This window comes from Streptomyces yerevanensis (genome assembly GCF_000716805.1).
GTDB lineage: Bacteria > Actinomycetota > Actinomycetes > Streptomycetales > Streptomycetaceae > Streptomyces > Streptomyces flaveus.
On record NZ_JNWJ01000010.1, the window covers coordinates 128,211 to 154,295 of the forward strand.

Below are 26,085 nucleotides of genomic sequence, written 5' to 3' on the forward strand. Positions count from 1 at the left end.
ACGGTGGGTACTCACAGCTCAGAGACACAGGCCCTGGAGACCACGGATCACTGCGCGGAGGCGACCATGCGGCGGACGGATCCGGAAGGCCACGGCCCCGTCCGTTACGGCCCACCGATACCCGGCCAGGGGTTGCCCGTGCCGCCGGGCCTCGCCGCCGCCGCAGTCGGTGCGCACACCGAACCCACCGGCGGCGGCCCCCGCCTCCTGGACGCGGCCTGCGCCTACTGGGCCCGGCGCGGACTGCCCGCCGAGCGTCACCGCACGGCCGCGGCCCCCGGCGCTCCCGCCCTGCTCCTCGCGCTGACCGCCGCGCTCGGCGGCGACGTCCTGGTGCCGCTGCCGTGCGCCGCCTGGTGGCGGCCGACGGCCCGGTTGCTCGGCACCTCCGTGTTCCATGTGGCGACGTCCGCCGAGTGCGGTGGCGTCCCCGATCCGTACGCCCTCCTGGAGACCGTGCGCCGGGTGCGCGCCGAGGGCGGCGACCCGCGGCTGCTGGTGCTCTCCGTCGCCGACGACCCCACCGCCACCGTCGCCCCGCCCGAAGTGGTCCACGAGACCATAGAGGCCGCCGCAGGCGAGGGGCTGCACCTGATCAGCGACGAGACCTGGCGCGACACCTTGCACCAGCCGCACGACACGGTCCTGCTGAGCCCCGCCGAGATGCTTCCCGACCGGGTCACGGTGATGACCGACCTGGCCGGCCCGTTCCTGCCGCCCGGCTGGCCGGCCGCCATCGCCCGTTTCCCCGACAACGACACCGGCACCCGACTGCGCGACCGTGTCCTCGACGTCCTGACCGCGCTCGGCGCCCGCCTCGCGACACCGGTCGCCGAAGCCGCCGCGTACGCGCTCGGCGAACCCGAGGAGATCAGCCTGCGGCTCACCGAGTCCGTACGGCTGCACGCGCGCGTGGCCGCCGCCGCGCACCACGCCGTGGTGACGGGGGGTGCCCTCGCCCGGCCCCCGCAGACAGGGCGCCATCTGTACGCGGACCTGGGCCCGCTGCGCCCCGCGCTCACCGAGTACGGCGTGGGCGACGCACAGGAATTGGAGGACTTCCTCACCGCCCGCCTCGGCATGCCCGCCCCCGGCGGCCACCGCTTCGGCGACGACCTCGGCGCCCTGCGAGTCCGCCTGGCCACCGGCCCGCTCCTCGGAGCAACGGACGAGGAGCGTACGGCGTCTCTCACGTCACTGGAACCTCTGGAATTGCCGCATGTGGAAAGTGCGTTGACCTTGCTGGGATCGGTCTTCGACGATCTCCGCGACGACGCCCGGCGATGGGAGTCCCCTCGATGACGCAGCAGTCCGAGTCGACCTCGACCACCACCACATCCACGTCCTCCTCCACGTCCACCTCCTCGATGGACGCCGATGAGGCGGTGTCCTCCTCCGTGCCCGCGGGAGGAACGGGAACGCCGCTCGCCGCACCCCGCCCGCTCGGCGAGCGGCGGCTCTGGCCGCGGTCCTTCGCCGACCGGCTGACCGCCCCGCTGCCCGGCCTCAGCGGCTTTGCCCGCTTCGCCCGCGAGGGCGCGCTGCGGCCGGGACCCGAAGGCCTCGCCGACATCCCCCGGCTGCCGTACGAGCCGGCCCCGCTGCCGCGTGTGGACACGCGGACTGTCGCCGTCTCCTGGGCCGGGCACGCGAGCTGGGTGATCCGGATCGGCGGACTCACGGTCCTCACCGACCCGGTCTGGTCCCGCAAGATCCTCGGAACTCCCGCCCGGGTCACGCCTGTTGGCGTGCCCTGGAGCGAACTGCCGCGCATCGACGCGGTGGTCATCAGCCACAACCACTACGACCACCTGGACGCCCCGACCCTGCGCAGGCTCCCGCGCGACACCCCCGTCTTCGTCCCCGCCGCGCTCGGCGACTGGTTCCGGCGCCGCCGCTTCACCCGCGTCACCGAGCTCGACTGGTGGGAAGCGGCTGAACTGGACGGCGTGCGCTTCGACTTCGTGCCCGCCCACCACTGGTCCAAGCGCAGTCTCCACGACACCTGCCGCACTCTGTGGGGCGGCTGGATCCTGACCGCACCCGACGGCCGACGCGTCTACTTCGCGGGCGACACGGGCTACGGCCACTGGTTCACCCGCATCGGCGACCGCTACCCCGGCATCGACCTGGCCCTCCTCCCGATCGGTGCGTACGAGCCCCGCTGGTGGCTCAGCGACGTCCACTGCAATCCGGAGGAGGCGGTCCGCGCGGCCCAGGACCTGGGCGCCCGCCGGATGGCACCGATGCACTGGGCCACGTTCGTACTGTCGGCGGAGCCGGTGCTCGAGCCGCTGACGCGGGTGCGTACGGCCTGGGAGCGGGCAGGCCTGGCCCGCGAGGACCTGTGGGACCTGCCGGTGGGGGCATCCCGGATCCTGACATGAACAGACGGCACGTGAACGGAGCGTTCAGGCCACGGACTTACGCCACGGACTTACGAAACCTGCGCCACACACTCGGCGCCCCGCTGATCACCAGCGTGAGCACCACCGCGGCCACCACACCCTCCCAGGGCTCCTTGAACAGCGAGCCCCCCAGTATCCCGATGAGCTGATACGTCACCGCCCACGCAAGGCAGGCCGGCGCATCCCCCCGTACGAACTGCCGCATCGGCATCCGCGCCATCAGACACGCCAGCATCACCGGAATCCGCCCCGCCGGAACGAGCCGCGACACCACGAGCACGGTCACCCCATGCGTTTCGAGCCGCTCCTGCGCCTGCGCGAGCCGGTCCTCCGGGGCACGATCACGCAGTGCCTGCAGCCACCGCGAGCCGTTCTTCGAGCCCATCCCGCGCTTCCCGAGCCAGTACAGCGCGATGTCACCGAGGAAGGCCGCGACCGACGCCACCACGAACACCATCAGCAGCGAGAGCGGCGCCGTCTGATGAAAGGCCACCACCGCGGCCGAACTCACCAAAGCCCCCGTGGGTACCACCGGCACCAGCGCCCCGATCAGCACCAACAGGAACAACGAGGGATAGCCGACCGCCTGCTGGGTCGTCTCCGGCGGCACCGTGGCCGCCGCGGACAGGATCACCGCGCGACTTCCGGCCGTACGCTCTCGCCGTGCCCCAAAAGGTGCACGGCCACCTCGGGCGCCCTCCCGCGCGCCAGGCGCATGAACTCCGGGCCCGGCGCATGGAATTCATGGGGGCGCACGGCGTCCATGCCGATCGGCCAGTACGTGCCGTAGTGCACCGGCACCGCGCTGCCCGGCAGCAGCCGGGCCAGCGCCTCGGCGGCCCGTCCGGCGTCCAGATGCCCCTCCCCGAGATACGGTCCCCAGCCGCCGACCGGCAGCAGCGCCACGTCGACGGGCCCGACCTCCTTGGCCATCTCCTCGAACAGGCCGGTGTCCCCGGCGAAGTACGTCCGACCCTCGCCCTCGACGACATAGCCGAGGGCGGGCGAACGATGCGGCCCGAGCGGAAGGCGCCGCCCGTCGTGCCGCGCCGGCACGGCCCGTACGACCAGGTCACCGACCCGTGTCTCGTCGCCCGGCGCGACCTCCGTGAGCCGTAGATGGCCGAGCCTGCGCAACCCGGGCACGGCGCGCATGGTGCCCCGCGGCACCAGCACCCGGGTGCCCGCGGCGAGCCGCGCCAGCGAGGGAACGTGCAGATGATCGGCGTGCAGATGCGAGACCAGGGCCGCGTCCGCGAGCGCCGCCTCGGGTGGGGGCGTAGCCCCGCGGCGCCGGCGCAGATGAGCGAGCCGACGAGCGAACAACGGGTCGGTCAGCAGGCGCACGCCCGAGTCCTCGACCGTGCAGGTCGCGTGACCCCACCAAGTGATCTCCACCGGCACCCCCTTTGCTCCCTTCGTGCGACTCCCCCAGAGCCTACGGGCAGGGGTAGGGTCAGCGGCGAAACCGGAGGTGAGGGGGACACCATGGGAGACACGCGCAGCGCCTCCGGCCTGCTTCGCGTCACGGCCATCGCCAGTCTGACGCCGCTGGAGGAACTGGACGCGGATCCCTTCCTGGTGGACTCGCGCAGCCAGCACGCCATGTGCGCGCGCTGGGCCGCCGAGCACGGGTACGTCATCACCCGGGAACTCCTCGTACGCGGACTGCGCCCCGACCACTGCGCGCTCTGGGAGGACGTCGAGGCCGGCCGCGTCGACCTGTTCGTCGCACCCAGCCGCCGGGTGCTGGAGCGGGCGCTCGCCTCGGTCGACGAGTTCACCGCCGAGTGCGCCCGGCGAGGCGTACGCATCGAGACGGTCGGGCACGCGGAGCCGGCGTACGACGCGCAGATGAAGGCGTCGGTCCATCGCCGGCTGTCGATGCCGACGGCGGGGTACGACGGGCGCTGAATCGCGGGGGGTCACCCTCTGTCTGCTGACGTCCGTGCGCCCTCACCCGTTGTGACAATGTGGGAACGGACTTCGGCAGCAGGAGTCGGTGGGAGGCAGCAAGAGGTGGGCGTGCGCGACAGACGATGGCGGCGGCTGGGCAGTACCGTCCTGCGGAGTATCGCGGTGTGGGCCGTCTCCACCGTCACCATGCTGGTGCTCGCCGGGATCCTGCCCGACTTCCGAATCCAGTCGGCCGACGGAGAGAGCGCCACCCGTATCACCGTCGCCGCCGCGGTCGGCGCCGGAGGCTTCGGTCTGCTCTCGGCCCTGGTGTGGCCCATCCTCGTCCGGGCCTTCCTCCTGGTGCCCGCCCTCGTCCTCGGACTGCTCGTCTTCTTCCTCAACGGTTCGCTGCTCCTCGTCGTCCTGCGCTTCAATCCCTCGGGACGGGGTGAGGTCGCCCCGGAAACCGCCGTCGTGGTCGCCGCCGTGATGTCCGCCGTTGCCTCCGCCACCGGCGCGGCTCTCGCGGTCCGGGACGACGACGCGTACCGGAGGAGGCTGTACCGCCTGGCCGACCGTCGTCGCACGGAGGAGTTGGGAGAGGGCGGGCCGTCGACTCCTGGCACCGTCTTCCTCCAGCTCGACGGCGTGGGACATGACGTACTGCTGGACGCGGTCGGGCGGGGCCTGATGCCCACGGTCGCCACCTGGCTCGGCAGGAGCGAAGGCGAGAGCAAGGAAGAGAGCAAGGGCGAGAGCAAGGGCAGACGTGACGGCGACCGCGAGGGCGAGCGTGGCGCCGGGCGCCCCACCCACCGCCTCACCCTCTGGCGCACCGACTGGTCCAGCCAGACCGGCGCCAGCCAGCTCGGCATCCTGCACGGCTCCAACCACGACATCCCCGCCTTCCGCTGGTACGAGAAGGAGAGCCGGGAGGTGATGGTCTGCAACCGGCCCACCAGCGCCGCCGAACTCCAGCGTCGGGCCATCGAGCGCACCGGCGACGGCGGTCTGCTCACCCTGGACGGCGCCAGCCGCGGCAACCTCTTCAGCGGCGGCGCCGACCAGCTCGCCCTGGTGCTGTCCGTGGCGGCGCGGCGGGGGAAGGAGAACCGTTCGCGGGCGGGCTACTTCGCGTATTTCTCCGACCCCGCCAACGCCGTCCGTACGGCCATGTCGTTCGTCGCCGACGTCGGCCGCGAGATCGGCGAGTCCACCCGCGCCCGCCTCAGGAGGCAGCGTCCCCGCGTCAAACGCGGCGGCCTGTACCCCTTCATCCGCGCCTTCGCGACCGTCGTCGAGCGGGACGTCGTCGTCGCCGCCGTGATCGGCGACATGCTCGCCGGACGCGCCGCGGTCTACGCGGACCTGGTGGCGTACGACGAAGTGGCCCACCACTCGGGCCCGTACAGCCGCGACGCCGAGAAGGTCCTGGGCCGCCTCGACCGCTCGCTGGCCCTGATCGCGAAGGTCGCCGAGCACGCCCCGCGCGCGTACCGCATCGTCGTCCTGTCCGACCACGGCCAGAGCCCCGGCGAGACCTTCCGCGCCCGCTACGGACTCGCCCTCGGCGAACTCGTCAGAGCCGGCTGCGGACTGCCCGTGCCCCGCAAGGCGCAGCGCACGCACAGCGGCGCCGAGGCCCGGGCCACCGTACGGGCCGCGCTGCACCGGCCCGTCGAGGAGGGCGGCGAACAGCACCGCCCGTCCCGTCGCCGCTCGGAGCCCATCGTGCTGGCGTCGGGCAACCTGGGTCTGGTGTCCTTCCCGGACGTACCGCACCGGATGAGCCGCGAGGAGATCGACGAGCGCCACCCGGCCCTGCTGTCCACGCTCGCCAACCACCCCGGCATCGGCTTCGTCCTCGTCAGGAGCGAGCGGCACGGCGGCCTCGTCCTCGGCGCGCACGGCGTGGAGATCCCCGTGGACGAACTGGAGGAGAACCCGGGCCCGCTCGCCGACTTCGGCCCCGCCGCGGCAGCCGCCGTACGCCGCACGCACTCCTTCCCGCACGTCGCCGACATCATGGTCAACTCCTCCTACGAGCCCCAGGACGGCGAAGTCCTCGCCTTCGAGGAGCAGATCGGCTCCCACGGCGGACTCGGCGGCGCGCAGGGCGAGGCGTTCCTGATGTCGCCCCTCGACCTGCCGCCCCCCTGCGAGGAGGGGGCGGAACTCGTCGGCGCCGAGCAGGTGCATCGTGTCCTGCGGCGCTGGCTGCGAGAGGCCGCGGGCCCGCAGATCCCGCTGCCGGCCCGCCGCGACCAGCGGGCGGCCTGACGAGGGTTGGGGCAGATCCCGCCGGGTGCTCACCTGCCGTTCAACCGCTCTTGACCGGACCCTCCGACTGCACCGGGCACGGATGTGATCGGATGGGGCGTACGGACCGATCCAGGGACCCATCGAAAGGACACATCGTGGCAACCACGCGTACCGCACACACCGTCTGGGAGGGCGAACTGCTCAAGGGCAGCGGCACCGTCACCTTCGACTCCTCGGGCATCGGTTCGCAGCCGGTGTCGTGGCCGTCGCGGGCCGAGGCCGCGAACGGCAAGACCAGCCCGGAGGAGCTCATCGCCGCCGCCCACTCCAGCTGCTTCTCCATGGCCCTGTCGCACGGCCTGACCGGCGCCGGCACTCCGCCCACCCGCCTCGAGACGAAGGCCGACGTGACCTTCCAGCCCGGCGAGGGCATCACCGGCATCCACATCACCGTCCAGGGGGAGGTGCCGGGCCTGGACGCGGACGGCTTCGCCGCGGCGGCCGAGGACGCCAAGAAGAACTGCCCGGTGAGCCAGGCTCTCACCGGCACCACGATCACGCTGACGGCCGAGCTGGCCTGACTGCCTGCCTGACCCGTCTGCAAGCACTCCGTACGCACCTCGATGCCGCGCCTCCCGCAGGGCGCGGCATCGTCGTTTGCAGGTGCTGCTCCAGGTGCGGCGTACGCGTTTCCGGGGTACCTGGTGGGTGTTGACAAGAGCGCACTCAAGTTTTGTGCTGGAGGGCGGGAAGCGCCCGGGTGGAAGGGGACGAAGATGGCACGAGCGGTCGGGATCGATCTCGGTACCACGAACTCCGTGGTGGCCGTCCTGGAGGGCGGTGAGCCCACGGTCGTCGCCAACGCCGAGGGTGCGCGGACGACGCCGTCCGTCGTGGCCTTCGCCAAGAACGGCGAGGTCCTCGTCGGCGAGGTCGCCAAACGGCAGGCCGTGACGAACGTCGAGCGCACCGCGCGCTCCGTGAAGCGGTACATGGGCGACGCGAGCTGGCGCTTCCCGGAGAAGGGCGACATCGACGGCACCCGCTACCGCGCGCAGGAACTGTCGGCCCGTGTGCTGCAGAAGCTGAAGCGGGACGCGGAGGCGTATCTCGGCGAGGACGTCACGGACGCCGTGATCACCGTGCCCGCCTACTTCGACGACGCCCAGCGTCAGGCCACCAAGGAGGCCGGCGAGATCGCGGGCCTGAAGGTGCTGCGGATCATCAACGAGCCGACGGCCGCGGCCCTCGCGTACGGGCTCGACCGCGGCGAGGAGCAGACCGTCCTCGTCTTCGACCTGGGCGGCGGCACCTTCGACGTCTCGCTCCTGGAGATCGGCGAGGGCGTCATCGAGGTCAAGGCCACCAACGGCGACACCCACCTCGGCGGCGACGACTGGGACCAGCGGATCGTCGACCACCTCACCAAGCGCTTCAAGGGCTCGTACGGCATCGACCTCGGCAACGACAAGATGGCGATCCAGCGGCTGCGCGAGGGCGCCGAGAAGGCCAAGATCGAGCTGTCCTCCTCCACCGAGACGACCATCAACCTGCCCTACATCACCGCCTCCGCCGAAGGCCCGCTGCACCTCGACGAGAAGCTGACGCGCGCCCAGTTCCAGGAAATGACAAGTGATCTGCTCGACCGCTGCAAGACCCCCTTCGACCAGGCGGTCAAGGACGCGGGCATCAAGCTCTCCGCCGTCGACCACGTGATCCTCGTCGGCGGCTCCACCCGGATGCCCGCGGTGACCGAACTCGTCAAGGAACTCACCGGCAAGGACCCGCACAAGGGCGTCAACCCCGACGAGGTCGTGGCCCTGGGTGCGGCCCTTCAGGCGGGCGTCATCCGCGGCGACGTGAAGGACGTCCTGCTCCTCGACGTCACCCCGCTGTCCCTGGGCATCGAGACCAAGGGCGGCATCATGACGAAGCTGATCGAGCGCAACACGACCATTCCCACCCGGCGTTCGGAGATCTTCACCACCGCCACGGACAACCAGCCCTCGGTCGGCATCCAGGTCTTCCAGGGCGAGCGCGAGATCGCCGCCTACAACAAGAAGCTCGGCGTCTTCGACCTCACAGGCCTGCCGCCCGCGCCGCGCGGAGTGCCGCAGATCGAGGTCGCCTTCGACATCGACGCCAACGGAATCATGCACGTCTCCGCGAAGGACCTCGCGACGGGCCGCGAGCAGAAGATGACGGTGACCGGCGGCTCGGCCCTCCCCAAGGAGGACATCGACCGCATGATGCGCGAGGCGGAACAGTACGCCGACGAGGACCGCAGGCGCCGAGAGTCCGCCGAGACCCGCAACCAGGCCGAGCAACTCGTCTACCAGACCGAGCGTTTCCTCCGCGACAACGAGGAACGGATCCCCGCCGACACCAAGTCGGAGGTCGAGTCCGCGATCACCGAACTCAAGACCCTGCTGGAGTCCCGCGACGGCGCCGACACGGCCGCCCTCCGCGCCGGGGCGGAGAAACTGGCCTCGGTCAGCCAGAAGATGGGCCAGGCCATGTACGCCCAGACCCAGCAGGGCCCCTCGGACGCACAGCCCGGCACCGACCGGCCGTCCCCGGAGGGCTCGGCCGCCTCGGAGGAGGAAGGTGTAGTGGACGCGGAGATCGTCGACGACGAGAAGGACACGAAGGGCGGCGCCGCCTAGGACATGCTCGGCGATCTCGCGGCTGCGGGGCTTGACCTCAAGCTAACTCGAGGTCACAGAGTGATCTGCATGAACACCGAAACCGCAGACATCAAGGCCATCGAAGAGGTCGTGGCCACCGTGGAGCGCGCCCAGCGTGCCAAAGACGTCGAGGAGTTCCTCGCGCTCTTCCACCCCGACGCCCTCTGGACGACCGCCCACGGCAAGGTCCTCATCGGCTTCGACGCGATCGCCGAATTCACCCGCGCCGTGCTGCCCGCCGCGAGCTGGGACGGCGAGGTCACATACGAGGCGGTGCACACGCAGTTCCTGCGGCCCGACGTGGCGGCCGTCAAGGTCCGGCAGGTCTACCACTCGGCAGAAGGCGATTCGGAGGGTGCCCCGCTGTACGTCATGACCAAGCAGGATGACGGGCGCTGGCTGCTGCACGCCTGCCAGAACACCGAAGTGCGGGTCGAGTAGGGCTTGTTCGGCGGATCATGCCGGGCCATGGGGTCGGGCATGATCCGCCGGACAAGCCCTCTGTCAGCGGGGCAGAGCACGTGCCTGGTTCTGGAGCTGGTCGTTGCCACTGGACTGAGAAGCCTTCCGCTTACCGTTCGGCAGGCTTGGTCAGTCGAACAGGGTTCCTGTTCGGGTGATCTCTCGGTGGTCGGGGCATAGCGGCAGGGCCTCCTGGTAGCTCGGGGTTGTGATCCCGACCGAGCAGTACCAGGAGGCCCTGTGTCGCGGTCTTTCGTGCTCGCGTCCGTGGAGTCCAACGCGCCGTCTCCGGCGTGTGACTGTCTCGCGCACAGGTTCGGCAACGCGGCCGACGGGCCGGACCGCGTGCGGTGTTACGGCTCCGACCTGACGGAGGCGGAGTGGCAGGTCATCCGGCCGCTGCTGCCGGTCCCCGCGTGGCTTCAGGGGCGGGGCGGGCGGCCGGAGGGCTATTGCCACCGCGTGATGCTGGACGCGGTCCGCTATGTCGTCGACAACGGCGTCAAGTGGGTCAACCTCCCCTGTGACTTCCCGCCGTACCGGCGGGTGCATGCGTTCGCCCGCCGCTGGCAGGTGACGGGCCTGCTCACCGAGCTCCACGACCGGCTGCGCGACAAGGTGCGCCAGAAGGAGGGCCGTTCGCTGGACCCGACGGCCGCCCTCGTGGACTCGCAGTCGGTGCGGGCGGCGACGAACATCCCGCGCGCCACGTCCGGTTGGGACGGCGGGAAGAAGGTGGGCGGCCGCAAGCGGCATCTGGTGGTGGACTGCCTCGGCCTGGTCCTGGCCGTCGCGGTGAGTGCGGCGAGCGTGCAGGACCGCGACGCCGCACTGCCCTTGCTGGAGAGGCTGCGCAACACGTACTTCTCCATCCGCCTCGTCTGGGCGGACGGCGGCTATGCGGGTCGGCTCGTCGGCTGGGCGGCCGAGAAGCTCCAGCTCACCCTCGAGATCGTCAAACGCGCCGACGACACCAGCGGGTTCGTGGTGCTGCCGCGCAGGTGGGTGGTGGAAAGAACGCTGAGCTGGCTGATGCGCTCGCGCCGCCTGGTGCGCGACTACGAGACGCTGCCCGCCATGCACGAGGCCATGGTGCTGTGGTCCATGACCATGCTCATGAGCAGCCGCCTGGCCGGGCGCCGGCCAGGCGGCTTCAGCCGGCCGACGTCCCGAGCGGGGTGAACACCTCCGGCCGCACCTGGAGCGCCCACCCCCGCTCCACCAGGCGTTTCGCCTTCGACCGCAGCCCCTCGACCTTCGCCGGGACCGCCTGAAGGCCCAGGGCCAGCTGCCGGCACCGCATGCCCTCCCGGGCCGCATCCGACTCCAGCACGGACATGATCCGCCGGTGGTCCGCAGGCAGGGCTGTTGCTGTCATGCCCTCGGCCCGTTGCGGCACCACCGACCCCACCACCGCACTCACCACCGGCTCCGCGACCGCAACGGGCGGCTCGGCCAGCACCTCGGCCACCGTCACCCGGGCATCCGCCAGACGCTGAAGTGCCCGTTCCGCCTCGCCAAGGGCAGCCTCCACCCGCTCGGCCTCCTCCCGCAGCCGTGCCACCTCTTCCCGGACCTTCTTCTCCCGGGCCTCCAGCAGACCGAGCACCGACGGCACCAGCCACCTCCACAAGCGAGACGAACAGACGAACCACGCCCATCTCTCCCGCCGCCAGCCGGAGTTCATGCCCACCCAGCCCGAACCAAACGATCACGTTCGGAAAGCGGATGGCGTCTCAACCCAACCTCTGGCTCAGCACCGTTCTCGGACTGACCGAAGACGGGAACACGCAGGGCGTACGGGCATGGGGACTTGGCATCGGGCTTGTGGACTGTCTCCTCGACGTGGAAGAGGACCTCCGCATCGGCAAGCTGTACTTCCCACTGGAAGACCTTCGGCGCTGCCGGGTGGGGCCGGCGGACATCGAACGCGCCGTGTCGGCCCGGTGCGTCACCGAACCGCTGCACCGGCTCATCAGCCTCCAAGTCGGCCGAGCGGTACGCCGTTTCGCCACCGCGGAGGACTGGGCCCGCCAGTGCCGAGCCCAGGAAGGCGAGATCGTCCTCCAATCGATCGCCCGCGCGCGACACATCCTCGACCGCATCGAGCAGAACAAGAAGTCCATCTTCGAGATGCCCGGCGAGAAGGCGGTCTGAGCCTGGCTCAGCCAGGGGAGGGTCGAGAGGTGAACGGACGCTGCCCGCGGTGCGAGGAGACGCACCCTGTCCGCATCCGGCGGGGCGACAAGATCAGCAACTGCCCCACGTGCGCCGCCACCTCAGGGCCGTCGGCGTTGCTGTCATCCAGCATGCCCAGGGGGACCTGGCCGGGCCAGGTCAGCCAGCTCGGCTCCCTCATCACCAGCATGAGCGAGGCGGGCTTCAACGCCCCCTGGCCGACCGTATTCCGTCTCCTGCTCGCCGACCCGAACGAACGGCCTCGGCGAGCTGGCGGGCGCGGTCGGCGGCCATCCAGCCGAGCTGCTGAAGCAAGACCGGTGTGATGAGCTGGGTGGCCGGAAAAAGATGGTTACCCGCCGCTGTGCGTCTCGTTACTCAGTCGTGATCATGATTTCGGCTGCTCAGCGCCGGCTCGCGCGCACCACAGCTTCGTTCTCCGACTGGTTGCGGCACGGGCTCGCCGTCGCCCGGGGGGAGGGGTGAACCGTGCGGTCCACGGGTCCACGCGCCCGGAAACCGTCATGGAGGTGCAAGGTCTGCGTCATGCGTACGGCCGTCGCCCTGTACTCAATGGCATCGATTTGGTCCTGCACTCTGGCGTGGTGGCCGGCATCGTCGGTGAGAACGGGGCGGGCAAGAGCACGTTGCTCAAGATTCTCTGTGGTGAGCTGCAACCCCGTAGCGGCTTCGTCCGTCATCTGGGCCGGTTCGGGTACTGCCCGCAGAAGGCCGTGCTGAATAAGGCCCTCACCGTGCGTCAGCACCTTGATTTCTTCAAGGCGGCATACGGGCTCACCGACTTGCGCCGGGCGGAGGAAGTGATGGAGATGCTCAATCTCGCCGACTATGCCGACGAGCGGGCCAGCGTGCTGAGCGGCGGGACCCAGCAGAAGCTGAACCTGACCCTGGCGGTGATGCACGACCCGCAGCTTCTGCTGCTGGACGAGCCCTACCAGGGCTTTGACTGGGACACCTATCAGCGCTTCTGGGACCTTACCGCTCAGCTGCGCGCCCGCGGGCGGTCCGTTCTGGTGGTCTCCCACCTCGCCTATGACGCTCAACAACTGGACGAGCTGCAGCGTTTGAAGGACGGTACTTTGTGCGCCGCACCGCTGGTGACGCCATGAGGCGGCATGTGCGCCTGTGGGCTACCGCGACGCGGTACGCGCTCACTGAGCAGGGCCGCAACCGCTTTGCCATGGTTCTGGTCGCGTGCTGTATCCCTTTGTGGATCACGGTTTCACACGCCATTATGAACCCGAAGGTGGTGTCCTTCCGGCTCCGGAGTACCGGTCAAACCGTGGCAGCCGCGGGGAATGAGATCACGCAGATCGTGGGTGCCCTCAACTCCGTGACCCTGATCGCCGGTTTCATGATGTTCGCCGCCAGCTACTCCAGCACCGGCTTCGATCGCCGCCTGGCCCTGGCGGGCTTTCCGCGTGCTCATCTCGTCCTGGCCAAACTCACCGTCCTCGTCCTCGTTTCCGCTGCCCTCACCGCATACGCCACCGCGCTTCTCGCCAGCTACTGGCCTGCTCGTCAGCCCGTGTTGCTGGGCGTTGGCGTTTTTGCCGCGGCGATCACCTACGGCACGTTCGGCGTCGTCTTCGGTTTTGTGCTGCGGCGTGAGGTCGAAGGCATGGTCGCCATCGCCGTGACCAGCGTGATGGACATCTCCCTGCTACACCCCATGTCCAGCCTGGGAGGCGCCGGTGCTCTGACGGGCCGTCTGCCCTCCTACGGGGCTGTCCAGGCGAGTTTCGCCGCCGGTTACTCCAGCGACCCGGCGTGGTCCTGTCTGCTCCCTCAGCTTGCGTGGTGCAGCGCGGCCGCCGCTGTCAGCCTCTACGCCTTCCACCGGCGAACTCGCAGCACGCTACCCCGCCCCGCACGCGAGGTGGCTTCCGTCGACTGACCCTCCGGGGTGGCCCTCCCTTGTCAACCGCAGGTGCCTTCGGGGATGGCTACTTTCGGGGGTCAGCCGCGGTGTTGGGACGGACTCGGTGCCGTCCGTACTCCTTGGCAGCGCCGCAATCCACGCTCGCTCACAGCAGTCAAAGCAGGCAATCAAACAGCCTTGCTACATATTGCAGTTGGTACAGTGCGCACGGTAATAAATCCTGATGGGAGGGCGTACGTACATGGAACGCGAGGAAGTGCTGGGCCGGTTGCAGCAGCTGTGCGCGACGGTGCTGTCGGTACCGGAGGCCGCGGTCGTGCCGCAGGCCCGGCTGGCAGCGGATCTGGGCGCGGACAGCCTGGACTTCGTGGAGCTGGAGGTAGCCGTACAGGACACCTTCGGGGTCGCCGTGGATGGCGACGAGCGGTGGAGGAAGGCGTCGACCGTTGCGGAGGTGGCGGACCTGCTGGCGGAGAGCGAGGCGTCGGTCGGGGCCGCAGACGTCGTTGGATGAGTACCCATCGGGTGGTGATCACCGGGATGGGGGTGCGCACCGCTGCAGGGGACACACCGGACGCCGTGTGGGCAGCGCTGGCCCAAGCGCGGTCGGCGGCCGGGCCGGTGCGTTCCTTCGACGTGCCCGGGTTCCCTGTTGATGTGGCCTGCGAGATCCGCGACTTCGACCCGGGCGGGTATCTGACGCCCAAGCAGGCCGCCCGGGCCGACCGGTCGGCGCAGTTGGCGTTCTGCGCGGCCGCCGACGCGATCACGGACGCCGGCGGCCTTGCGGCTGGACCTGGTCGGCGCGCCGTGGTGACGGGAACGGCCTACGGCGGGGAAGTCACGCGGGAGCAGGCACTGCTGCGTCACGTGGACGGGGTGGGGCGGCCGCGGCCGATGAACCAGCCGATGGTGATGTCGAATGCCGGGGCCGCGCTGATCAGCATGGCCTACGGCATCGGCGGGCCGAGTCTGACACTGTCGACCGCGTGTGCCTCGGGGGCTCATGCGGTGGGCGAGGCAGCACAGCTGGTACGGGCCGGCGTTGCAGATGTGGTGGTCGCCGGGGGGCATGACACTCCGCTGACACCGACGACGATGCTGGCCATGTACCGGCTTGGCGCCCTTGCAACAGGGTTCGCCGATCCGGCGCAGTCCTGCCGCCCGTTCGACGCGGGGCGCAAGGGGTTTGTGATGGGCGAGGGGGCCGCTTTCGTGGTGCTGGAGCGGCTTGCGTCAGCACAAGCCCGCGGCGCACGCGTCTACGCCGAGGTGGCCGGTTACGGGCGGACCTCGGACGCCCATCACCTGACCGCGCCCCACCCCGAGGGTGCGGGCGCACGGAGCTGCATGGCGGCGGCCCTCACCGATGCGGGCGTGACGGCGCAGGAAGTGGTGCACGTCAACGCCCATGGCACGGGCACCGAACTGAACGATCTGGTCGAGGCACGGGCGATCACGTCCCTCTTCGGGCCGGGGCAGGTACCGGTGACGGCACCCAAGTCCGTGACCGGCCACACGATCGGCGCGGCCGGGGCGATCGAGGCGGTGGTTGCAGCGCTGTCCGTGGCTGAAGGGCTGGCACCGCCTACGGCCAACCTGACCGAGCTGGACCCGCGCTGTGAGGTGGACGTGGTCACCGGAGCGCCCCGCAAGCTGCCGTCCGGGCCCGTGCTCAGCAACAGCTTCGCCTTCGGCGGGCACAACGCCAGCCTGCTGCTGGCCCCGGTAGGAGTCCGGTAACCGCAACGAGCCGCTGGTACTTCGCACCTGGCGTACGCCTTGGCCCTGTGCACGGGTGCGAAGTGCCGGCCGAAGCCCTGCACCGGCTTCAGGGCGTCCTGCTCGGCCTGGCGAATCCCCTCCAGCAGCAAGTACCCGCGCTGGTGACGACTTTGCGGCTGTCGGCGGCGGAGGCTGGCACCCTGATCGAGGCCGCTGTTGCGGAAGCGGCGGGCGGTCTTGCGGTTCAGGTTCAGCCGTCGGGCGATCACGCTGATCCTCCAGTTCGTCGAGCGTCTTGCTCGCCACGGTGGGGAACCGTCTGCCCAAACGGCCACTCGTTCCCGCCGCTGACCTGGCGATTCACGCACAGAACGGCGGGTGGCGCCGAATAGAAGGAATCGCCGGGTTCAGCACAGGGCCGCCAACTCGTGGCTGAGGACGGTCCGCTGCGGGGTGAAGCCGAGTTCAGTACGGGCGCGGTCGTTGGCGCAGGTCCAAGCGGCCTGATTGAGCTCGCGGGCCTTGTCCCGGCCCAGAACCGGCTGGATGCCGACTGGTCGGCTTGCGGTCTCGATGAGCGTGGACACGGCCATCAGTACCGGCCGCGGAAGCGGCACGAGCCTGGGAGCCCGGCGGCCGAGGGCGCGGGCGAGGTCGTCGCAGATCTCCGGAAAGCTGCGAGGGCTACCGTCGCACACCTGATAGACGCCGGACTGACGGTCGAGTGGGTCCAGGCGGCGGCCGACGGTCAGCGCGAGGATGAGCGCGGTGCACAGGTCATCGACATGGATCAGGCAGTACCTGGGGCTTCCCGCCGGGCGGACGCCGATGCCCGCCCGGATCATCGCGGCCAGGGTCGGCAGCAGGGCGGGGTCGCCCGGTCCGTAGACCGCAGGCGGACGGACGATGACCGAGGGCACACGGGCAGCGTAGGCGTGTGCGACCTCTTCGGCGGCGAGCTTGCTGCAGCCGTAGTGCGACACGGGAGCAGGCGTGTCGGACTCGGTCCGCGGCCGTGCCAGGGTGGACGGGCCGGCGGCTGCCAGTGAGGAACACACGACGACGGTGGGCGGGGTGTCGAGCGTGGCGGCGGCGTGCAGCAAGGCGCGAGTGCCGTCGGCGTTCGCCCGGTGGAAGTCGCGGGCGCAGATGGCCCGGGTGACGGCCGCCAGGTGGACGACAGCGTCACACGCTTGCAGGGCGGGGGCCAGGTCACCGAAGGGGTGGACGCCGGCCTCCCGTAGCCGCTGAACGGCGTCCGGGGCGGTCTCGGGCCGCACGAGCGCGGCCACGGTGTGGCCCTGTGAGAGCAGGTACCGGACCATGCGGCTGCCGACGAATCCGGTGGCGCCGGTCAGGAGGACGTACATCGCGGCTGCCTTACAGATCGAGTTCGTAGAGGCGGTGAGTGACGCTTCGGCGTCCGCCCATGGCGACGACGCCCCGGTTTGAGTCTGTGTTGTCCTCAAGGACCCACGACGCGTCAACGGTTCGCATCCCCAGCTGGCGAGCCTGCTCCAGTCCGGCGACCCGCAGAAGCACGTCGATGCCCTGACCTCGGTACTCGTCCAGGACGCCGATCAGCAGGGCCCGTCCGGTGCTGGTACGGCGCAGCGCACGAGCCATCCGCAGCGCGCCAAGCGGGAACCCGAACCTCCATAGCCGGCCGCGTGCGGCCCGCAGGGCCGGCGCGGCGTCCGGCAGGATCACGCCGAAGGCGACCGGCACCCCGTCGATCTCGGCTACGCCAGTGAAGCTCCGCCGCAGCAGCGGCTTCAGCTCGCCGAGGGCGTGGCGGAATTCGGCCTCGCTCATGGGGATGAAGCCCCAATTGCCCTGCCAGGCTTCGTTGTAGATCCGGTGAAGGACGGCCGCCTCGTCGTCCAGCCGGTCCAGGTCCAGGGGGCGCAGGGTGAAGCGGTGCCGCTCGGCCACACGGTCCCGCAGGCGGTTGAGGCGGGCCGGAAGGGGGGCGGTCAGGTCGATCGTCCAGCTCCACAGGTCTTTGGCGGGCTTGAGACCGGCCTCCCCAAAGAGGTCCTGGTAGTAGTCGGGGTTGTAGGGCATCTGCACGACGGGTGGGGTGTCGAAGCCGTCGACGAGGAGCCCGCACTCGTGGTTGGTGGACAGGTTCAGCGGGCCCAGCATCCTGACGCGGCCGCGGCCGCGCAGCCAGTCTGATGCAGCGACGAACAGGGCAGCGCACACTTCTGCGTCGGGAACGCTCTCGAAGAGCCCGAAGCCGCCCTCGCCCTGGCGGCAGTCGTCGACCGCCGCGATCCGCCCGACGACGTCACGGCCGCGGCGAGCCAGGAACGGCTGCACGCGGGCGAACTCGTGGAAGGGATGGCCGCGGTCCGCATCAAGCAGGGTGCGCTGAGAGCTGTCCAGCGGCGGTGTCCAGTGCGGGTTGCCCACGTAGAGGCGGTGAGGCATCCGGATGAAGGCGTTCAGCTCCGAACGGTGCTGGACCGGAGTAACGGTGAGGGAGGCGGCGGGCGTTGTGGTGGAGGACATGGGGACCTGACTCGTGAACGGCAACGGCGGGACTGGGATCAGCAGGCCGTTGCAACGGTGGGCTGCTGCGGGGCCGGCAAGCGGCACGTGGTCGGGCGGGCGATGCGGACCGGCGTCCAAGAACCGGGCGGGGCGTGAGGGATGACGCCTTCGGCCCGGCCGGCCGTGGCGAAGACGTCAAGGACCCGCTCCAGTTGATCGTCGGTATGGGCGGGGGTGAAGGACACCCGCAGCATCTCCTGACCCACGGGCCGGCCGGGTGCGACGATCGGATTGACGTAGACGCCCGCGTCGAGCAGCCGCTGCCACAGCGACAGGCACCGGTCCTGATCCCCGACAGCGACCGGGATGATCGGACTGACTGAACTTCCCGTATCGAAGCCAAGCGCACGCAGCCCGTTGTGCATACGTTCGGCCACATCCAGCGCACGCTCGCGCCGCTCCGGCTCGGCCCGCACGATCTCCAGAGCCGCCAGCGCCGCCGCCGCGACGGGCGGAGCCATAGCCGCCGTGAACACCGTTGCCCGGGAACAGAACCTGACGAAGTCGATCACCTCGGCAGGACCGGCCAGCACACCGCCGGCCGACCCGAGGCTCTTGGAGAACGTCGCTGTCACCAGGTCCACCCGACCCTCCAATCCGAAGTGTTCCGGCGCCCCCCGGCCCATCGCGCCGATCAGGCCAAGGTCATGGGCACAGTCGACCACCACGCGTGCCTCATGACGGGCAGCGAGCTCCGTGATGCCGGGCAGGTCGCACAGGTCACCCTCCATGGAGAACAGCCCGTCGGTGATGATGATCCGCCCGGCACCGGGCACGGCCCGGTCAAGCAGCGACTCGGCCCGCGCCACGTCGCCCCGGCGGAAGCGGTGGTAGTCGGCACCGGCCAGCCGCACGGCGTCCACCAGCGACGCGTGGTTCTGCCGGTCGCCCAGCACCACATCCCCCTTGCCCATAAGACCGGCGAGCAACAGGTTGGTCTGGAACCCCGACGGCGCGATGACCGCAGCCTCCCGGCCAAGGAACGCAGCGCAGGAACCTTCCAACTGCTCATGCACCTCCCGCGTGCCGCACATCGCCCTGGCTCCCAAGCCGCCCATGCCGTACTCGCGGACGGCCCGGACCGCTGCCTCCGCGAGCCGGGGATCACGGGCCAGACCGAGATAGTCATTCGAACCAGCCATCACCACCGACCGTCCGTTGACCATCACTTCACCCGGACGAGTGGACGCCAGCACCGGGCGGAAGTAAGCGGAGCCGACGAGCGGGCCGTAGAGCCGGACCGGGTCGAACTCACGGCATTTGGCGAAGATATCCACGAGGAGAACTCCTGTAACTAGGGAAAGAGCGGGGCGCGAGCCGAGGGGCAAGCGCAGCCGAGAAAAAGGCCACGGCCATTCCGGCGAGCGCGTCGCTGAGATAGTGATAGCGGTTGTAGACCACAGAGACCGTGACACAGAGAACCAGCGGAAGGAAAGCATGGAATGCCTTGACAGAAATGATCCGGCGCATAGCCAGCAGTCCGGCCCAGGCAGTAGCGACGTGAGCGGACGGAAAACAGGCACCGACCGGATCGTGCACCATGATCAGGGCCTGCACATCGGTCATGACGTAACCAGCCAGCGAAGTGGAACTGAACGCATCACCCAGGGCGGCTACCGGTCCGCGCAGCGGAACCAGCAGAAAACCCAGATAACACAGGTACACAGCGGACATCTGGAGGAGGAGATAGTCAGCAGCGTCTTCCGTACGGTCACGGAAAATGAGCCATAGCGGGGGTAGGGCGGCGAAGAGATAGAACGAGAAATAGCTCGCCATCATGAACTCGGTGAGCGGTGGCGAGGCGAACCCGTCGAGTACGAGATTGGGATGGCCGCCGAACAGCCGCCGTTCCCAGGCGTTGACATCGTCGTCCACGAACCGGCCCCGCAGCACCAGCGCATAACGGCCCACCGCCGGATAGAGGAAGAGCGTGAGGACCAGGGGACAGCACAGCGACACACACGCGACCGGCCGGCTCTTGGGACGGTGGCGGGCCAGAGCGGCACAGGCGAGGACGAGGACCAGGCACCCGAGGAAGCCGGTCAGCAATGCCGCCCGGCCGCGCACCGGCCCGGGGCCCAGGGCCACCAGGCCGGCCGCTACCGCGAGATAACCGGCGGTCAGGCGCTCGAGCGGACGCACGGTGCGTAGACCCGGTTGATGAACGGACGCTCGGCAACGGCGTAGAAGACGTAGATGCTGCACTGGAACAACGCCGCCAGCGCCAGCCCCTCGACCGACCGGCACCACAGCGCGAACCCGTAGGCATGCACCGTCCCAATGCCGTACATCGGATTGCGGAAATAGCGGTAGGGGCCGGAGGCCACCAGCCCGCTGCCATCGCCGCTGTCCGTGTGATCGATACGGCGGTCAAGGAACATGTCCCGGCAGTAGAACGTGTCCAGCCCCGCCAGGTGGGCCGACCACAGTTTGAAGACCGTGCCCACCACGATCAGGACGGTACCCGCTGTCCAGGACAGCCAGACCGGGATGGCGGCCGGAAAACTACTGCCGAACGCGAACATCAGAACGGCCTGAGAAAAACCTTGATTGAGGAAAACGATACCGAGAACGGCTTCGTATGCCAGATAGGCACGATCTTCCCCGAACCGGCCCGTGAGCCACCGCTTCACCGGCGTACCGAGAACAAAAATGATCCCCCCGTAATACGCCACCCAGACCGTCATCGCGTACCACACGGAAATCTCTCGCAGTGCGGCACCCGCTGATCCGGAAGTTGCGCCGGGGACATGGACAAGGGTCAGGTCGACCAGATAATAGACGGCGACCATGCCGAGCCAGGCCGCGACCCTGGCGCCCCGCCCTTCGGTTTTGTCGAGCCGCAACCCGAGTGTACCCACGAATGTGTAGCCAAAATGTGGCCGAGTTTTCGGCCGCGAAACCTCGCTCATAATGCACAGTTATATTAGGTGAAGGTGCAGGTGCGCAAAACGGCAAAACCTTGGAAGTGTGTGTATTAATGGATTACCGCATCGCTCTTTCGTCTGTGGACGAGATGCTTGCCCGCAACGGGCTGGCCGAGACGGTCGGCGTCATCTTCTTCTTCGCCGGGGAACTCCCCGACCCCGGCGAGCTGCACGCCAGGGTCGCCGAACGCTGGGGCGACCAGGCCCGGCTGCGCCTGGTCCTGGACCCACCGCCCAACGGATACCGGCGCCTGTACCAACACCATCGGTGGGCTGTGGCCCCCGGCTTCGACCCGGCCGACCACGTGCTGCCCGTCGCCGAAGCAGGTGAGCCACATGCACCGGAGCATGCCGGGAACCCGATGGAAAACCTCAGCACGTTGCTCACCCCGCACGTGAGCCGGCCAATGCCCGCCAGCCTTCCGCCCTGGCGACTACTGCCTGTACGAGGCGTGCCCGACGATGGATTCGCCCTCGTTCTCCTCTCACACCACTCACTGCTCGACGGCAGCTCACTGCTGACGCTGTTGCGCCTGCTGCTCGACGGCACTCCCAAGCCTGCTGGCGGCACACCGGCTCCGGCAGCGCCCATCTGCACGCCACAGCAGCCAATGCACTGGGCGTGCCTGGCCCGCGCACTGCGGGCCGAACTCCCACGCGGCAGCGCTCTCCCCGACACACTCGAAGGCCACGCACACCCGGAGGTGGCCTTCGCCGCCCTGGAACACGACAACGTACGCGCCGCCTGCGGCCTGGCCGACGGCAGAGGAGCCACCCTCAACGAGCTGCTCATCGCCCTGACCACCGGCGCTCTGCGCAGCGTCTACGGTCTGCCTCGCCCGGTCGGCCGCCGCCAAGTGCCGCCAGTGCAGGCAACGGTGCCTATCGACCTGCGTACTCGGGAAACCGCCCATCACCTTGGCAACATCGTCTCGAGCGTACGGATCCCGCTGCCCTTGCAGGCGCCAACTCCACACGCTCGACTGACGGCCTGCCGCCAGCTGCTGGCGAAGGTTCCACGAGGCACAGCACACCAAGACCTCATCCGATTGGGCGACGCCGTCAACCGCCTAGGACCCTGGGTAGTTGAGGCCCTCGCGAAACGCGGGTACTCACCCGCCTACGCGGCGGTCAACACCACGGCCCTCAAATGGCGGCACCCGCAAGCCCATCTGGGCGACCGGCCGCTGGTCCGTGTAGCCGCACTCCCACCACTGCACCAACCCGGCACCCTCAACTTCCACGCAGTCGCCTCCGGACACACCGTCACCCTCACCGTCGTCAGCCACACACGACAAGGCACCGCACACACGCTGGCGGACGCCGTCAGCTGCGAGCTCACTCAGATGGCACGCAGCGTCTGAGCAGCAGGCCCGCTGGTCCGCCCTGAGCGCGCGGCGCCGAACTCGACGACATCGACCTGGCCAGGCAGCGGCTGTCCACCCCGCGGCGCCTGGCCGGGCACCGGTCCGAGGCTCGTTGGTGGATCAACTGGCAGTGGCGCGGCTACTCGAACTTCCCGTACTGCGTGCCCGGAGGCAGCGGATGGCTGGAGGTGGTCCGGCCCACCCGCACACGGCCGTTGACCGCCCTGATGATCCAGCCAGGACCGAACGCCGCAGCCCACCTGAGCTGAACCGGGGCATACCACATCGAAGTCTGATTGTTCTGTGCCGCTGAAACTTGAGCGCGTGCCATCGAGGTTTGAGTGGTGCAGGTCCGCTCGCTGAGTCTCCATGATCCTGACAACTCTTCGGTTCTCGGAGGGGTGTGGCCGAGGATGTCGAGGACGGCTTATCAGCTCCGTCTCAGGGGCAGAAGCGGCCACCGTGGCCGTGCCACACGAAGGAGGCCCAGCGTGACCATCCAGCGGATGGACAATGTCCTCATCGTCGTCGACGACCTTGAGGCTGTCATTGCGTTCTTCGTCGAACTCGGCATGGAGCTCGAGGGTAAGGGGCCACTCGAATGGCGCGGGGCGGAGCGTGTTATCGGGCTCGATGACGTCCGGCAGGACATCGCCATGCTGCGGATCCCGGACGGCCACGGGCGAGTAGAGCTGGCGAAGTTCCACAGGCCGAAGGCCATCACCCCCGAGCCGAAAGACGCGCCGGCGAACACGCTCGGCCTTCGGCGCATCATGTTTGCCGTCGACGACATCGAGGACGTCGTTGCCCGCCTGCGGGCCCACGGTGCCGAACTCGTCGGCGAGATCGTGCAGTACGAGAATATCTATCGGCTCTGTTACGTCCGCGGCCCCGAGGGCATCGTCGTCGGACTCGCCGAGCAGCTGAGCTGAAGCCCTCCGGCGGGGCCGTGCACTCACAGGGCAGGCGGGCCCGGCCCCGCCTCGGCTGACTTGTGGCTTCGGCACATGTCGGCACGGCCTAGAGGGTGCTCTTGAATCAGGGCTTGATGGGCTTGCACCGCATATCCGACCTGTAAGGTCGACACGCATGACAGCAGAGTCACCGGCGCAGACTGTGCAACGCTTGTTCCCGCTGCTCGCCGAGGGGAAGAGTGCGGAGGCGGCGGCGCTGTTCGCCGACTCGGTGTCGTTCTCCATCCCGCACCCGCCGGGCATTCCGTGGGTACCGGAGGTCGACTCGGCGGAGGGCATGCGGACGTTCTTCGAGCTGCTGCAGATCCATGTGCAAGCCAAGGAGTTCGACCTCCGCCAGGTCATCGCCGAGGGCGACGATGTGGTGCTCATCGGGCGCATGGTCTCCGAGGTCAAGAAGACGGGCCGGGACATCGACACCGCGTTCGCCCTGCACACCACGGTCCGGGACGGGCGGATCACCCGCTACCACCTCTACGAGGACAGCTACGCCGTCGCCAAGGCCTACTTCGGCGACTGATCGTCCGGCGGGCTCGCTCAGCTTGTCTTTCAACCTCTGGCCTCGAACGTCGCATCGCACGCGCTCACTCGTCCGGGAATTCGCCGGGCAGGCGGACGGCCTTCGCATGATCATGCGTTCCTCCATGGAATCACGTTCATACGAAGGCCGCAGAGGTGAGTTTGCTGCACCACGATGCCCGGTGGGACGCGTTCGACTTCGCGTCCCACTTCCGGGACGACTTCTACTCGTGCCTGACCCGGCGCGGTGACACACTGTTCGAGCTGACGGACGCGATGCTCTGTAAGAACGGGCCGGTGACCTCGCCAGTCGATCTGACGCTGCTGGCCGAACACCGGCGTGGGCACGGCGCGTTGTACGACGCCTTGAACCACGGCCGCGTCGACGTGGCCGGGCTGCGGCGGGTCCTGGCCGCGTTGCCGCAGCCCAAGGCTGCCAACGGGCGTCTGGTCCTGGCGGTCGACGTCTCCCCGTGGCTGCGACCGGACGCGCCGACCAGCCCGGACCGTTTGTTCTGCCACGTCTACGGACGTTCGGGACGGACCAGCGACCAGTTCGTCGCCGCGCTGGATCGGGCCGCACCTCGTGGTGCCAGATCCTGGACACGCTGCGGCTGGGGTCGGCCGACGACGTCGCCGAGGTCACCGCTGCCCAGGTCCGCCGGGTGGTCGAGGACCTTATCGCCATGGGCCGTTTTTGTCAGGCGTCCGGCCGGACGTTGTACCGGTCGAGCGTCGCCTTGCCCGTGTCGGCGTCCATGAGCCGCAGCTCCCACGGGCCCGTGTTGACGTCCATGTCCTTGCCGAAGCCGGCCCACTTCCCGGCCATGCGACGGCCGGTCGGCTCCACCAACATCTGAAGCGCTCCGAAGTACCGGGCTCCCCGGTAGTAACCGTCAGAGGCTGTCTGCTCGGTCCACGTGCCGGTCACCACATTGCCCTCGACCTGAAGATCCAGAGTCAGCGGCGAGTCCGGGTTGAGAGACCCCTGCGGCAGGCTGCGGCCGGTGAGTCGGTGTCCGTGCTGGAGCAGCACCACGAAGTGCTTGCCGGTGAACGAGGCATCGCGGCCGGAGCTGAAGTACTCGTAGGTCGACAGCCATACGCCGGAGTGGTTACCGCGTGGGGCCGTCTGGGGAGTGGGCGACCCGTTGGTCACGGGCACGCCGGTTGGGCTGTCCACGAGGTCATGACCGCCGTGGCCGTCGTCAGAGACGCGAGCCTGTACCGAGGCCGCGAAGCCCAGGGAGTCGATCGGCAGGCCGGTCACGGCTTCGAGGGCACGCGCGTACGCCGGCCGGGGCGCGGCCGTCTCGCCGGATTCCCACCGCTGGACGAGCCGCTTGGAGGCGTCGTTGCGCTGACCCGTGCGCTGCCCGGCCTCACGGACCGCGCGGGCGAACTCGTCCTGGGACATGAGCAGCCCCATGCGGACTGCCCGGAGAATGCTGTTCGGGGTTGCCATGTGATCCACGGTACGCGCAATGACGCCGAAATGTCGCCCCGAATAGCGCCCGAGTGACGCCCTCTTCGACGTCGCGCAGGGCGATGCTTCGGCGACATTGTGTAACGCATGAGCGATGAGATGCCGGACAGCGGCGAGGGGCATGCACGAGGCGAGTCGGGGAGCGACGGAAGGGTGAGGGCGGCCATGCAGAATGTCGAAATCCCCATGTTGCGCGCCTACCGCGAGTGGGTTGAGCACTCGCTGAAGTGCGCCGACGGCTGCAAGGGCGTGAGTAGGGCGGTGGACGGTTGTGACGTCGGGCGGGAATTGTGGGGCGCCTACCGCCTCGCGCGCATCGGCAGGGGGACGTCGTGATGTGGCAGATCGGACGAACTCCGGGAAGTCGCGTGCGCCGCACCAAGGTTGACCAGGTAGCTGTTCCCTTGCGGTTCTCGCGGAACGGCGAGCACGCGATGGATGCTGAGCTTGTGCTCTCCCTGGTCGAGGCCGAGCACCTGCATGCGGCCCTGTGCCGTGCCCTCGACGGCCATCCGGTACCCCCGTCCGCGCCGGAGTGCCGTACGTCCGTCGAGACGACGCCCATCGACGCGCGCGGTGGATCGCGCCTAGCCAGCATTGCACCAACCCGATGGCTGCCGCTTCCGGTGCGCTGAGAGGCGCAAGGGCCGCATCCAAAACCCCCGCTCCGGCAGATGAGTTGCTGTCGCGCCTGTCGGAGCGGGTCGCGCAACGGCGTGGGGACCGATT

27 protein-coding genes and 1 pseudogene are annotated in these 26,085 nt (G+C 69.3%); 19 read left to right on the forward strand and 9 right to left on the reverse strand.

The window, feature by feature from the left end:
* Positions 1-66: 66 nt before the first annotated feature.
* Together OP79_RS12890 and OP79_RS12895 are read left to right on the forward strand one after the other, a co-directional pair.
* The gene (locus OP79_RS12890; RefSeq protein WP_033320341.1) at positions 67-1,302 is read left to right on the forward strand and encodes an aminotransferase class I/II-fold pyridoxal phosphate-dependent enzyme; all 1,236 of its coding nucleotides are present in this window, start codon (positions 67-69) and stop codon (positions 1,300-1,302) included.
* On the forward strand, positions 1,299-2,387 hold the full coding sequence (locus tag OP79_RS12895) for an MBL fold metallo-hydrolase (protein WP_033320255.1): 1,089 nt from the start codon (positions 1,299-1,301) through the stop codon (positions 2,385-2,387). Before OP79_RS12890 ends, OP79_RS12895 begins: the two co-directional genes overlap by 4 nt.
* A 37-nt stretch (positions 2,388-2,424) precedes the next feature.
* On the opposite strand, the gene OP79_RS12900 is transcribed toward OP79_RS12895, so the two are convergent.
* Positions 2,425-3,042, reverse strand: a complete 618-nt coding sequence (locus OP79_RS12900) for a DedA family protein (protein ID WP_033320256.1) — start codon at positions 3,040-3,042, stop codon at positions 2,425-2,427.
* A complete protein-coding gene (locus OP79_RS12905; protein ID WP_033320257.1) occupies positions 3,039-3,812 on the reverse strand; it encodes an MBL fold metallo-hydrolase in 774 nt (257 codons plus the stop codon). Before OP79_RS12905 ends, OP79_RS12900 begins: the two co-directional genes overlap by 4 nt.
* Positions 3,813-3,896: 84 nt before the next feature.
* Here OP79_RS12905 and OP79_RS12910 point away from each other — a divergent pair, with 84 nt between their 5' ends.
* From OP79_RS12910 to OP79_RS12935, 6 genes are all read left to right on the forward strand, one after another.
* A complete protein-coding gene (locus OP79_RS12910; protein WP_033320258.1) occupies positions 3,897-4,322 on the forward strand; it encodes a recombinase family protein in 426 nt (141 codons plus the stop codon).
* Positions 4,323-4,433: 111 nt separating this feature from the next.
* On the forward strand, positions 4,434-6,587 hold the full coding sequence (locus OP79_RS12915) for a phage holin family protein (protein WP_033320342.1): 2,154 nt from the start codon (positions 4,434-4,436) through the stop codon (positions 6,585-6,587).
* A 137-nt stretch (positions 6,588-6,724) separates the two neighbouring features.
* Positions 6,725-7,150, forward strand: a complete 426-nt coding sequence (locus OP79_RS12920; protein WP_033320259.1) for an OsmC family protein — start codon at positions 6,725-6,727, stop codon at positions 7,148-7,150.
* 195 nt (positions 7,151-7,345) lie between these two features.
* Positions 7,346-9,235 carry a molecular chaperone DnaK gene (gene dnaK, locus OP79_RS12925; RefSeq protein WP_033320260.1) on the forward strand — a complete coding sequence of 630 codons (1,890 nt, stop codon included), beginning with the start codon at positions 7,346-7,348 and terminating at the stop codon, positions 9,233-9,235.
* A 69-nt stretch (positions 9,236-9,304) separates the two neighbouring features.
* The gene (locus OP79_RS12930; protein WP_169786187.1) at positions 9,305-9,697 is read left to right on the forward strand and encodes an SgcJ/EcaC family oxidoreductase; all 393 of its coding nucleotides are present in this window, start codon (positions 9,305-9,307) and stop codon (positions 9,695-9,697) included.
* Positions 9,698-9,958: 261 nt separating this feature from the next.
* On the forward strand, positions 9,959-10,900 hold the full coding sequence (locus OP79_RS12935; protein ID WP_051744604.1) for an IS5 family transposase: 942 nt from the start codon (positions 9,959-9,961) through the stop codon (positions 10,898-10,900).
* Here OP79_RS12935 and OP79_RS12940 read toward each other — a convergent pair.
* The gene (locus tag OP79_RS12940) at positions 10,872-11,336 is read right to left on the reverse strand and encodes a hypothetical protein (RefSeq protein ID WP_033320262.1); all 465 of its coding nucleotides are present in this window, start codon (positions 11,334-11,336) and stop codon (positions 10,872-10,874) included. The genes OP79_RS12935 and OP79_RS12940 overlap by 29 nt on opposite strands.
* A 110-nt stretch (positions 11,337-11,446) precedes the next feature.
* Between OP79_RS12940 and OP79_RS12945 the strand changes: the two genes are divergently transcribed.
* The 5 genes from OP79_RS12945 to OP79_RS12970 all read left to right on the forward strand — a co-directional run bounded on the left by OP79_RS12945 (position 11,447) and on the right by OP79_RS12970 (position 15,542).
* The gene (locus OP79_RS12945; RefSeq protein WP_033320263.1) at positions 11,447-11,875 is read left to right on the forward strand and encodes a squalene/phytoene synthase family protein; all 429 of its coding nucleotides are present in this window, start codon (positions 11,447-11,449) and stop codon (positions 11,873-11,875) included.
* 545 nt (positions 11,876-12,420) lie between these two features.
* Positions 12,421-13,026: an ABC transporter ATP-binding protein gene (locus OP79_RS12955; RefSeq protein WP_211270781.1), complete on the forward strand. Its 606-nt coding sequence runs from the start codon at positions 12,421-12,423 to the stop codon at positions 13,024-13,026.
* Positions 12,999-13,814: a hypothetical protein gene (locus OP79_RS12960; RefSeq protein ID WP_051744605.1), complete on the forward strand. Its 816-nt coding sequence runs from the start codon at positions 12,999-13,001 to the stop codon at positions 13,812-13,814. The genes OP79_RS12955 and OP79_RS12960 overlap by 28 nt, the downstream gene beginning before the upstream one ends.
* Before the next feature lie 208 nt (positions 13,815-14,022).
* Entirely contained in the window at positions 14,023-14,313 is a 291-nt protein-coding gene (locus tag OP79_RS12965) for an acyl carrier protein (RefSeq protein WP_245685301.1), read from the forward strand.
* Positions 14,310-15,542 carry a beta-ketoacyl-[acyl-carrier-protein] synthase family protein gene (locus tag OP79_RS12970; RefSeq protein ID WP_033320265.1) on the forward strand — a complete coding sequence of 411 codons (1,233 nt, stop codon included), beginning with the start codon at positions 14,310-14,312 and terminating at the stop codon, positions 15,540-15,542. Before OP79_RS12965 ends, OP79_RS12970 begins: the two co-directional genes overlap by 4 nt.
* Positions 15,543-15,931: 389 nt before the next feature.
* Here OP79_RS12970 and OP79_RS12975 read toward each other — a convergent pair whose 3' ends face one another.
* From OP79_RS12975 to OP79_RS12995, 5 genes are read right to left on the reverse strand one after another with little or no spacing between them, the layout of a single operon-like run.
* A complete protein-coding gene (locus OP79_RS12975) occupies positions 15,932-16,894 on the reverse strand; it encodes an NAD-dependent epimerase/dehydratase family protein (protein ID WP_033320266.1) in 963 nt (320 codons plus the stop codon).
* A gap of 10 nt (positions 16,895-16,904) precedes the next feature.
* A complete protein-coding gene (locus OP79_RS12980; protein WP_033320267.1) occupies positions 16,905-18,041 on the reverse strand; it encodes a GNAT family N-acetyltransferase in 1,137 nt (378 codons plus the stop codon).
* A gap of 38 nt (positions 18,042-18,079) precedes the next feature.
* The gene (locus OP79_RS12985; protein WP_051744606.1) at positions 18,080-19,360 is read right to left on the reverse strand and encodes an aminotransferase class I/II-fold pyridoxal phosphate-dependent enzyme; all 1,281 of its coding nucleotides are present in this window, start codon (positions 19,358-19,360) and stop codon (positions 18,080-18,082) included.
* Positions 19,335-20,225, reverse strand: a complete 891-nt coding sequence (locus OP79_RS12990) for a phosphatase PAP2 family protein (RefSeq protein WP_051744607.1) — start codon at positions 20,223-20,225, stop codon at positions 19,335-19,337. Before OP79_RS12990 ends, OP79_RS12985 begins: the two co-directional genes overlap by 26 nt.
* Positions 20,204-20,929, reverse strand: a complete 726-nt coding sequence (locus OP79_RS12995) for a PEMT/PEM2 family methyltransferase (RefSeq protein WP_157857306.1) — start codon at positions 20,927-20,929, stop codon at positions 20,204-20,206. The genes OP79_RS12990 and OP79_RS12995 overlap by 22 nt, the downstream gene beginning before the upstream one ends.
* Positions 20,930-21,099: 170 nt before the next feature.
* Here OP79_RS12995 and OP79_RS13000 point away from each other — a divergent pair, with 170 nt between their 5' ends.
* The 4 genes and pseudogenes from OP79_RS13000 to OP79_RS51585 all read left to right on the forward strand — a co-directional run.
* Positions 21,100-22,374 carry a wax ester/triacylglycerol synthase domain-containing protein gene (locus OP79_RS13000; RefSeq protein ID WP_245685310.1) on the forward strand — a complete coding sequence of 425 codons (1,275 nt, stop codon included), beginning with the start codon at positions 21,100-21,102 and terminating at the stop codon, positions 22,372-22,374.
* Between the two features lie 494 nt (positions 22,375-22,868).
* Positions 22,869-23,309, forward strand: coding sequence for a VOC family protein (locus tag OP79_RS13005; RefSeq protein WP_033320270.1), 441 nt, complete (start codon positions 22,869-22,871; stop codon positions 23,307-23,309).
* A gap of 157 nt (positions 23,310-23,466) precedes the next feature.
* A complete protein-coding gene (locus OP79_RS13010) occupies positions 23,467-23,871 on the forward strand; it encodes a nuclear transport factor 2 family protein (RefSeq protein ID WP_033320271.1) in 405 nt (134 codons plus the stop codon).
* Positions 23,872-24,026: 155 nt separating this feature from the next.
* Positions 24,027-24,568 (forward strand): annotated as a pseudogene (locus tag OP79_RS51585) (transposase); the annotation flags it as partial.
* Between the two features lie 2 nt (positions 24,569-24,570).
* Here the strand turns inward: OP79_RS51585 and OP79_RS13015 are convergent.
* Positions 24,571-25,335: a helix-turn-helix domain-containing protein gene (locus OP79_RS13015; RefSeq protein WP_033320272.1), complete on the reverse strand. Its 765-nt coding sequence runs from the start codon at positions 25,333-25,335 to the stop codon at positions 24,571-24,573.
* Between the two features lie 186 nt (positions 25,336-25,521).
* Between OP79_RS13015 and OP79_RS13020 the strand changes: the two genes are divergently transcribed.
* Positions 25,522-25,692, forward strand: coding sequence for a hypothetical protein (locus tag OP79_RS13020; RefSeq protein WP_157857307.1), 171 nt, complete (start codon positions 25,522-25,524; stop codon positions 25,690-25,692).
* A 98-nt stretch (positions 25,693-25,790) separates the two neighbouring features.
* The gene (locus OP79_RS56400) at positions 25,791-25,991 is read left to right on the forward strand and encodes a hypothetical protein (protein WP_211270776.1); all 201 of its coding nucleotides are present in this window, start codon (positions 25,791-25,793) and stop codon (positions 25,989-25,991) included.
* Positions 25,992-26,085 lie beyond the last annotated feature (94 nt).

Coding starts and splice junctions, on each gene's coding strand:
- OP79_RS12890 (WP_033320341.1), top strand. CDS start 67: ATGCGGCGGACGGATCCGGAAGGCCACGGCCCCGTCCGTTACGGCCCA.
- OP79_RS12895 (WP_033320255.1), top strand. CDS start 1,299: ATGACGCAGCAGTCCGAGTCGACCTCGACCACCACCACATCCACGTCC.
- OP79_RS12910 (WP_033320258.1), top strand. CDS start 3,897: ATGGGAGACACGCGCAGCGCCTCCGGCCTGCTTCGCGTCACGGCCATC.
- dnaK (WP_033320260.1), top strand. CDS start 7,346: ATGGCACGAGCGGTCGGGATCGATCTCGGTACCACGAACTCCGTGGTG.
- OP79_RS12930 (WP_169786187.1), top strand. CDS start 9,305: ATGAACACCGAAACCGCAGACATCAAGGCCATCGAAGAGGTCGTGGCC.
- OP79_RS12945 (WP_033320263.1), top strand. CDS start 11,447: ATGGCGTCTCAACCCAACCTCTGGCTCAGCACCGTTCTCGGACTGACC.
- OP79_RS12955 (WP_211270781.1), top strand. CDS start 12,421: ATGGAGGTGCAAGGTCTGCGTCATGCGTACGGCCGTCGCCCTGTACTC.
- OP79_RS12965 (WP_245685301.1), top strand. CDS start 14,023: ATGGGAGGGCGTACGTACATGGAACGCGAGGAAGTGCTGGGCCGGTTG.
- OP79_RS12970 (WP_033320265.1), top strand. CDS start 14,310: ATGAGTACCCATCGGGTGGTGATCACCGGGATGGGGGTGCGCACCGCT.
- OP79_RS12975 (WP_033320266.1), bottom strand. CDS start 16,894: ATGTACGTCCTCCTGACCGGCGCCACCGGATTCGTCGGCAGCCGCATG.
- OP79_RS12980 (WP_033320267.1), bottom strand. CDS start 18,041: ATGTCCTCCACCACAACGCCCGCCGCCTCCCTCACCGTTACTCCGGTC.
- OP79_RS13000 (WP_245685310.1), top strand. CDS start 21,100: ATGCTTGCCCGCAACGGGCTGGCCGAGACGGTCGGCGTCATCTTCTTC.
- OP79_RS13010 (WP_033320271.1), top strand. CDS start 23,467: ATGACAGCAGAGTCACCGGCGCAGACTGTGCAACGCTTGTTCCCGCTG.
- OP79_RS13015 (WP_033320272.1), bottom strand. CDS start 25,335: ATGGCAACCCCGAACAGCATTCTCCGGGCAGTCCGCATGGGGCTGCTC.
- OP79_RS13020 (WP_157857307.1), top strand. CDS start 25,522: ATGCAGAATGTCGAAATCCCCATGTTGCGCGCCTACCGCGAGTGGGTT.
- OP79_RS56400 (WP_211270776.1), top strand. CDS start 25,791: ATGGATGCTGAGCTTGTGCTCTCCCTGGTCGAGGCCGAGCACCTGCAT.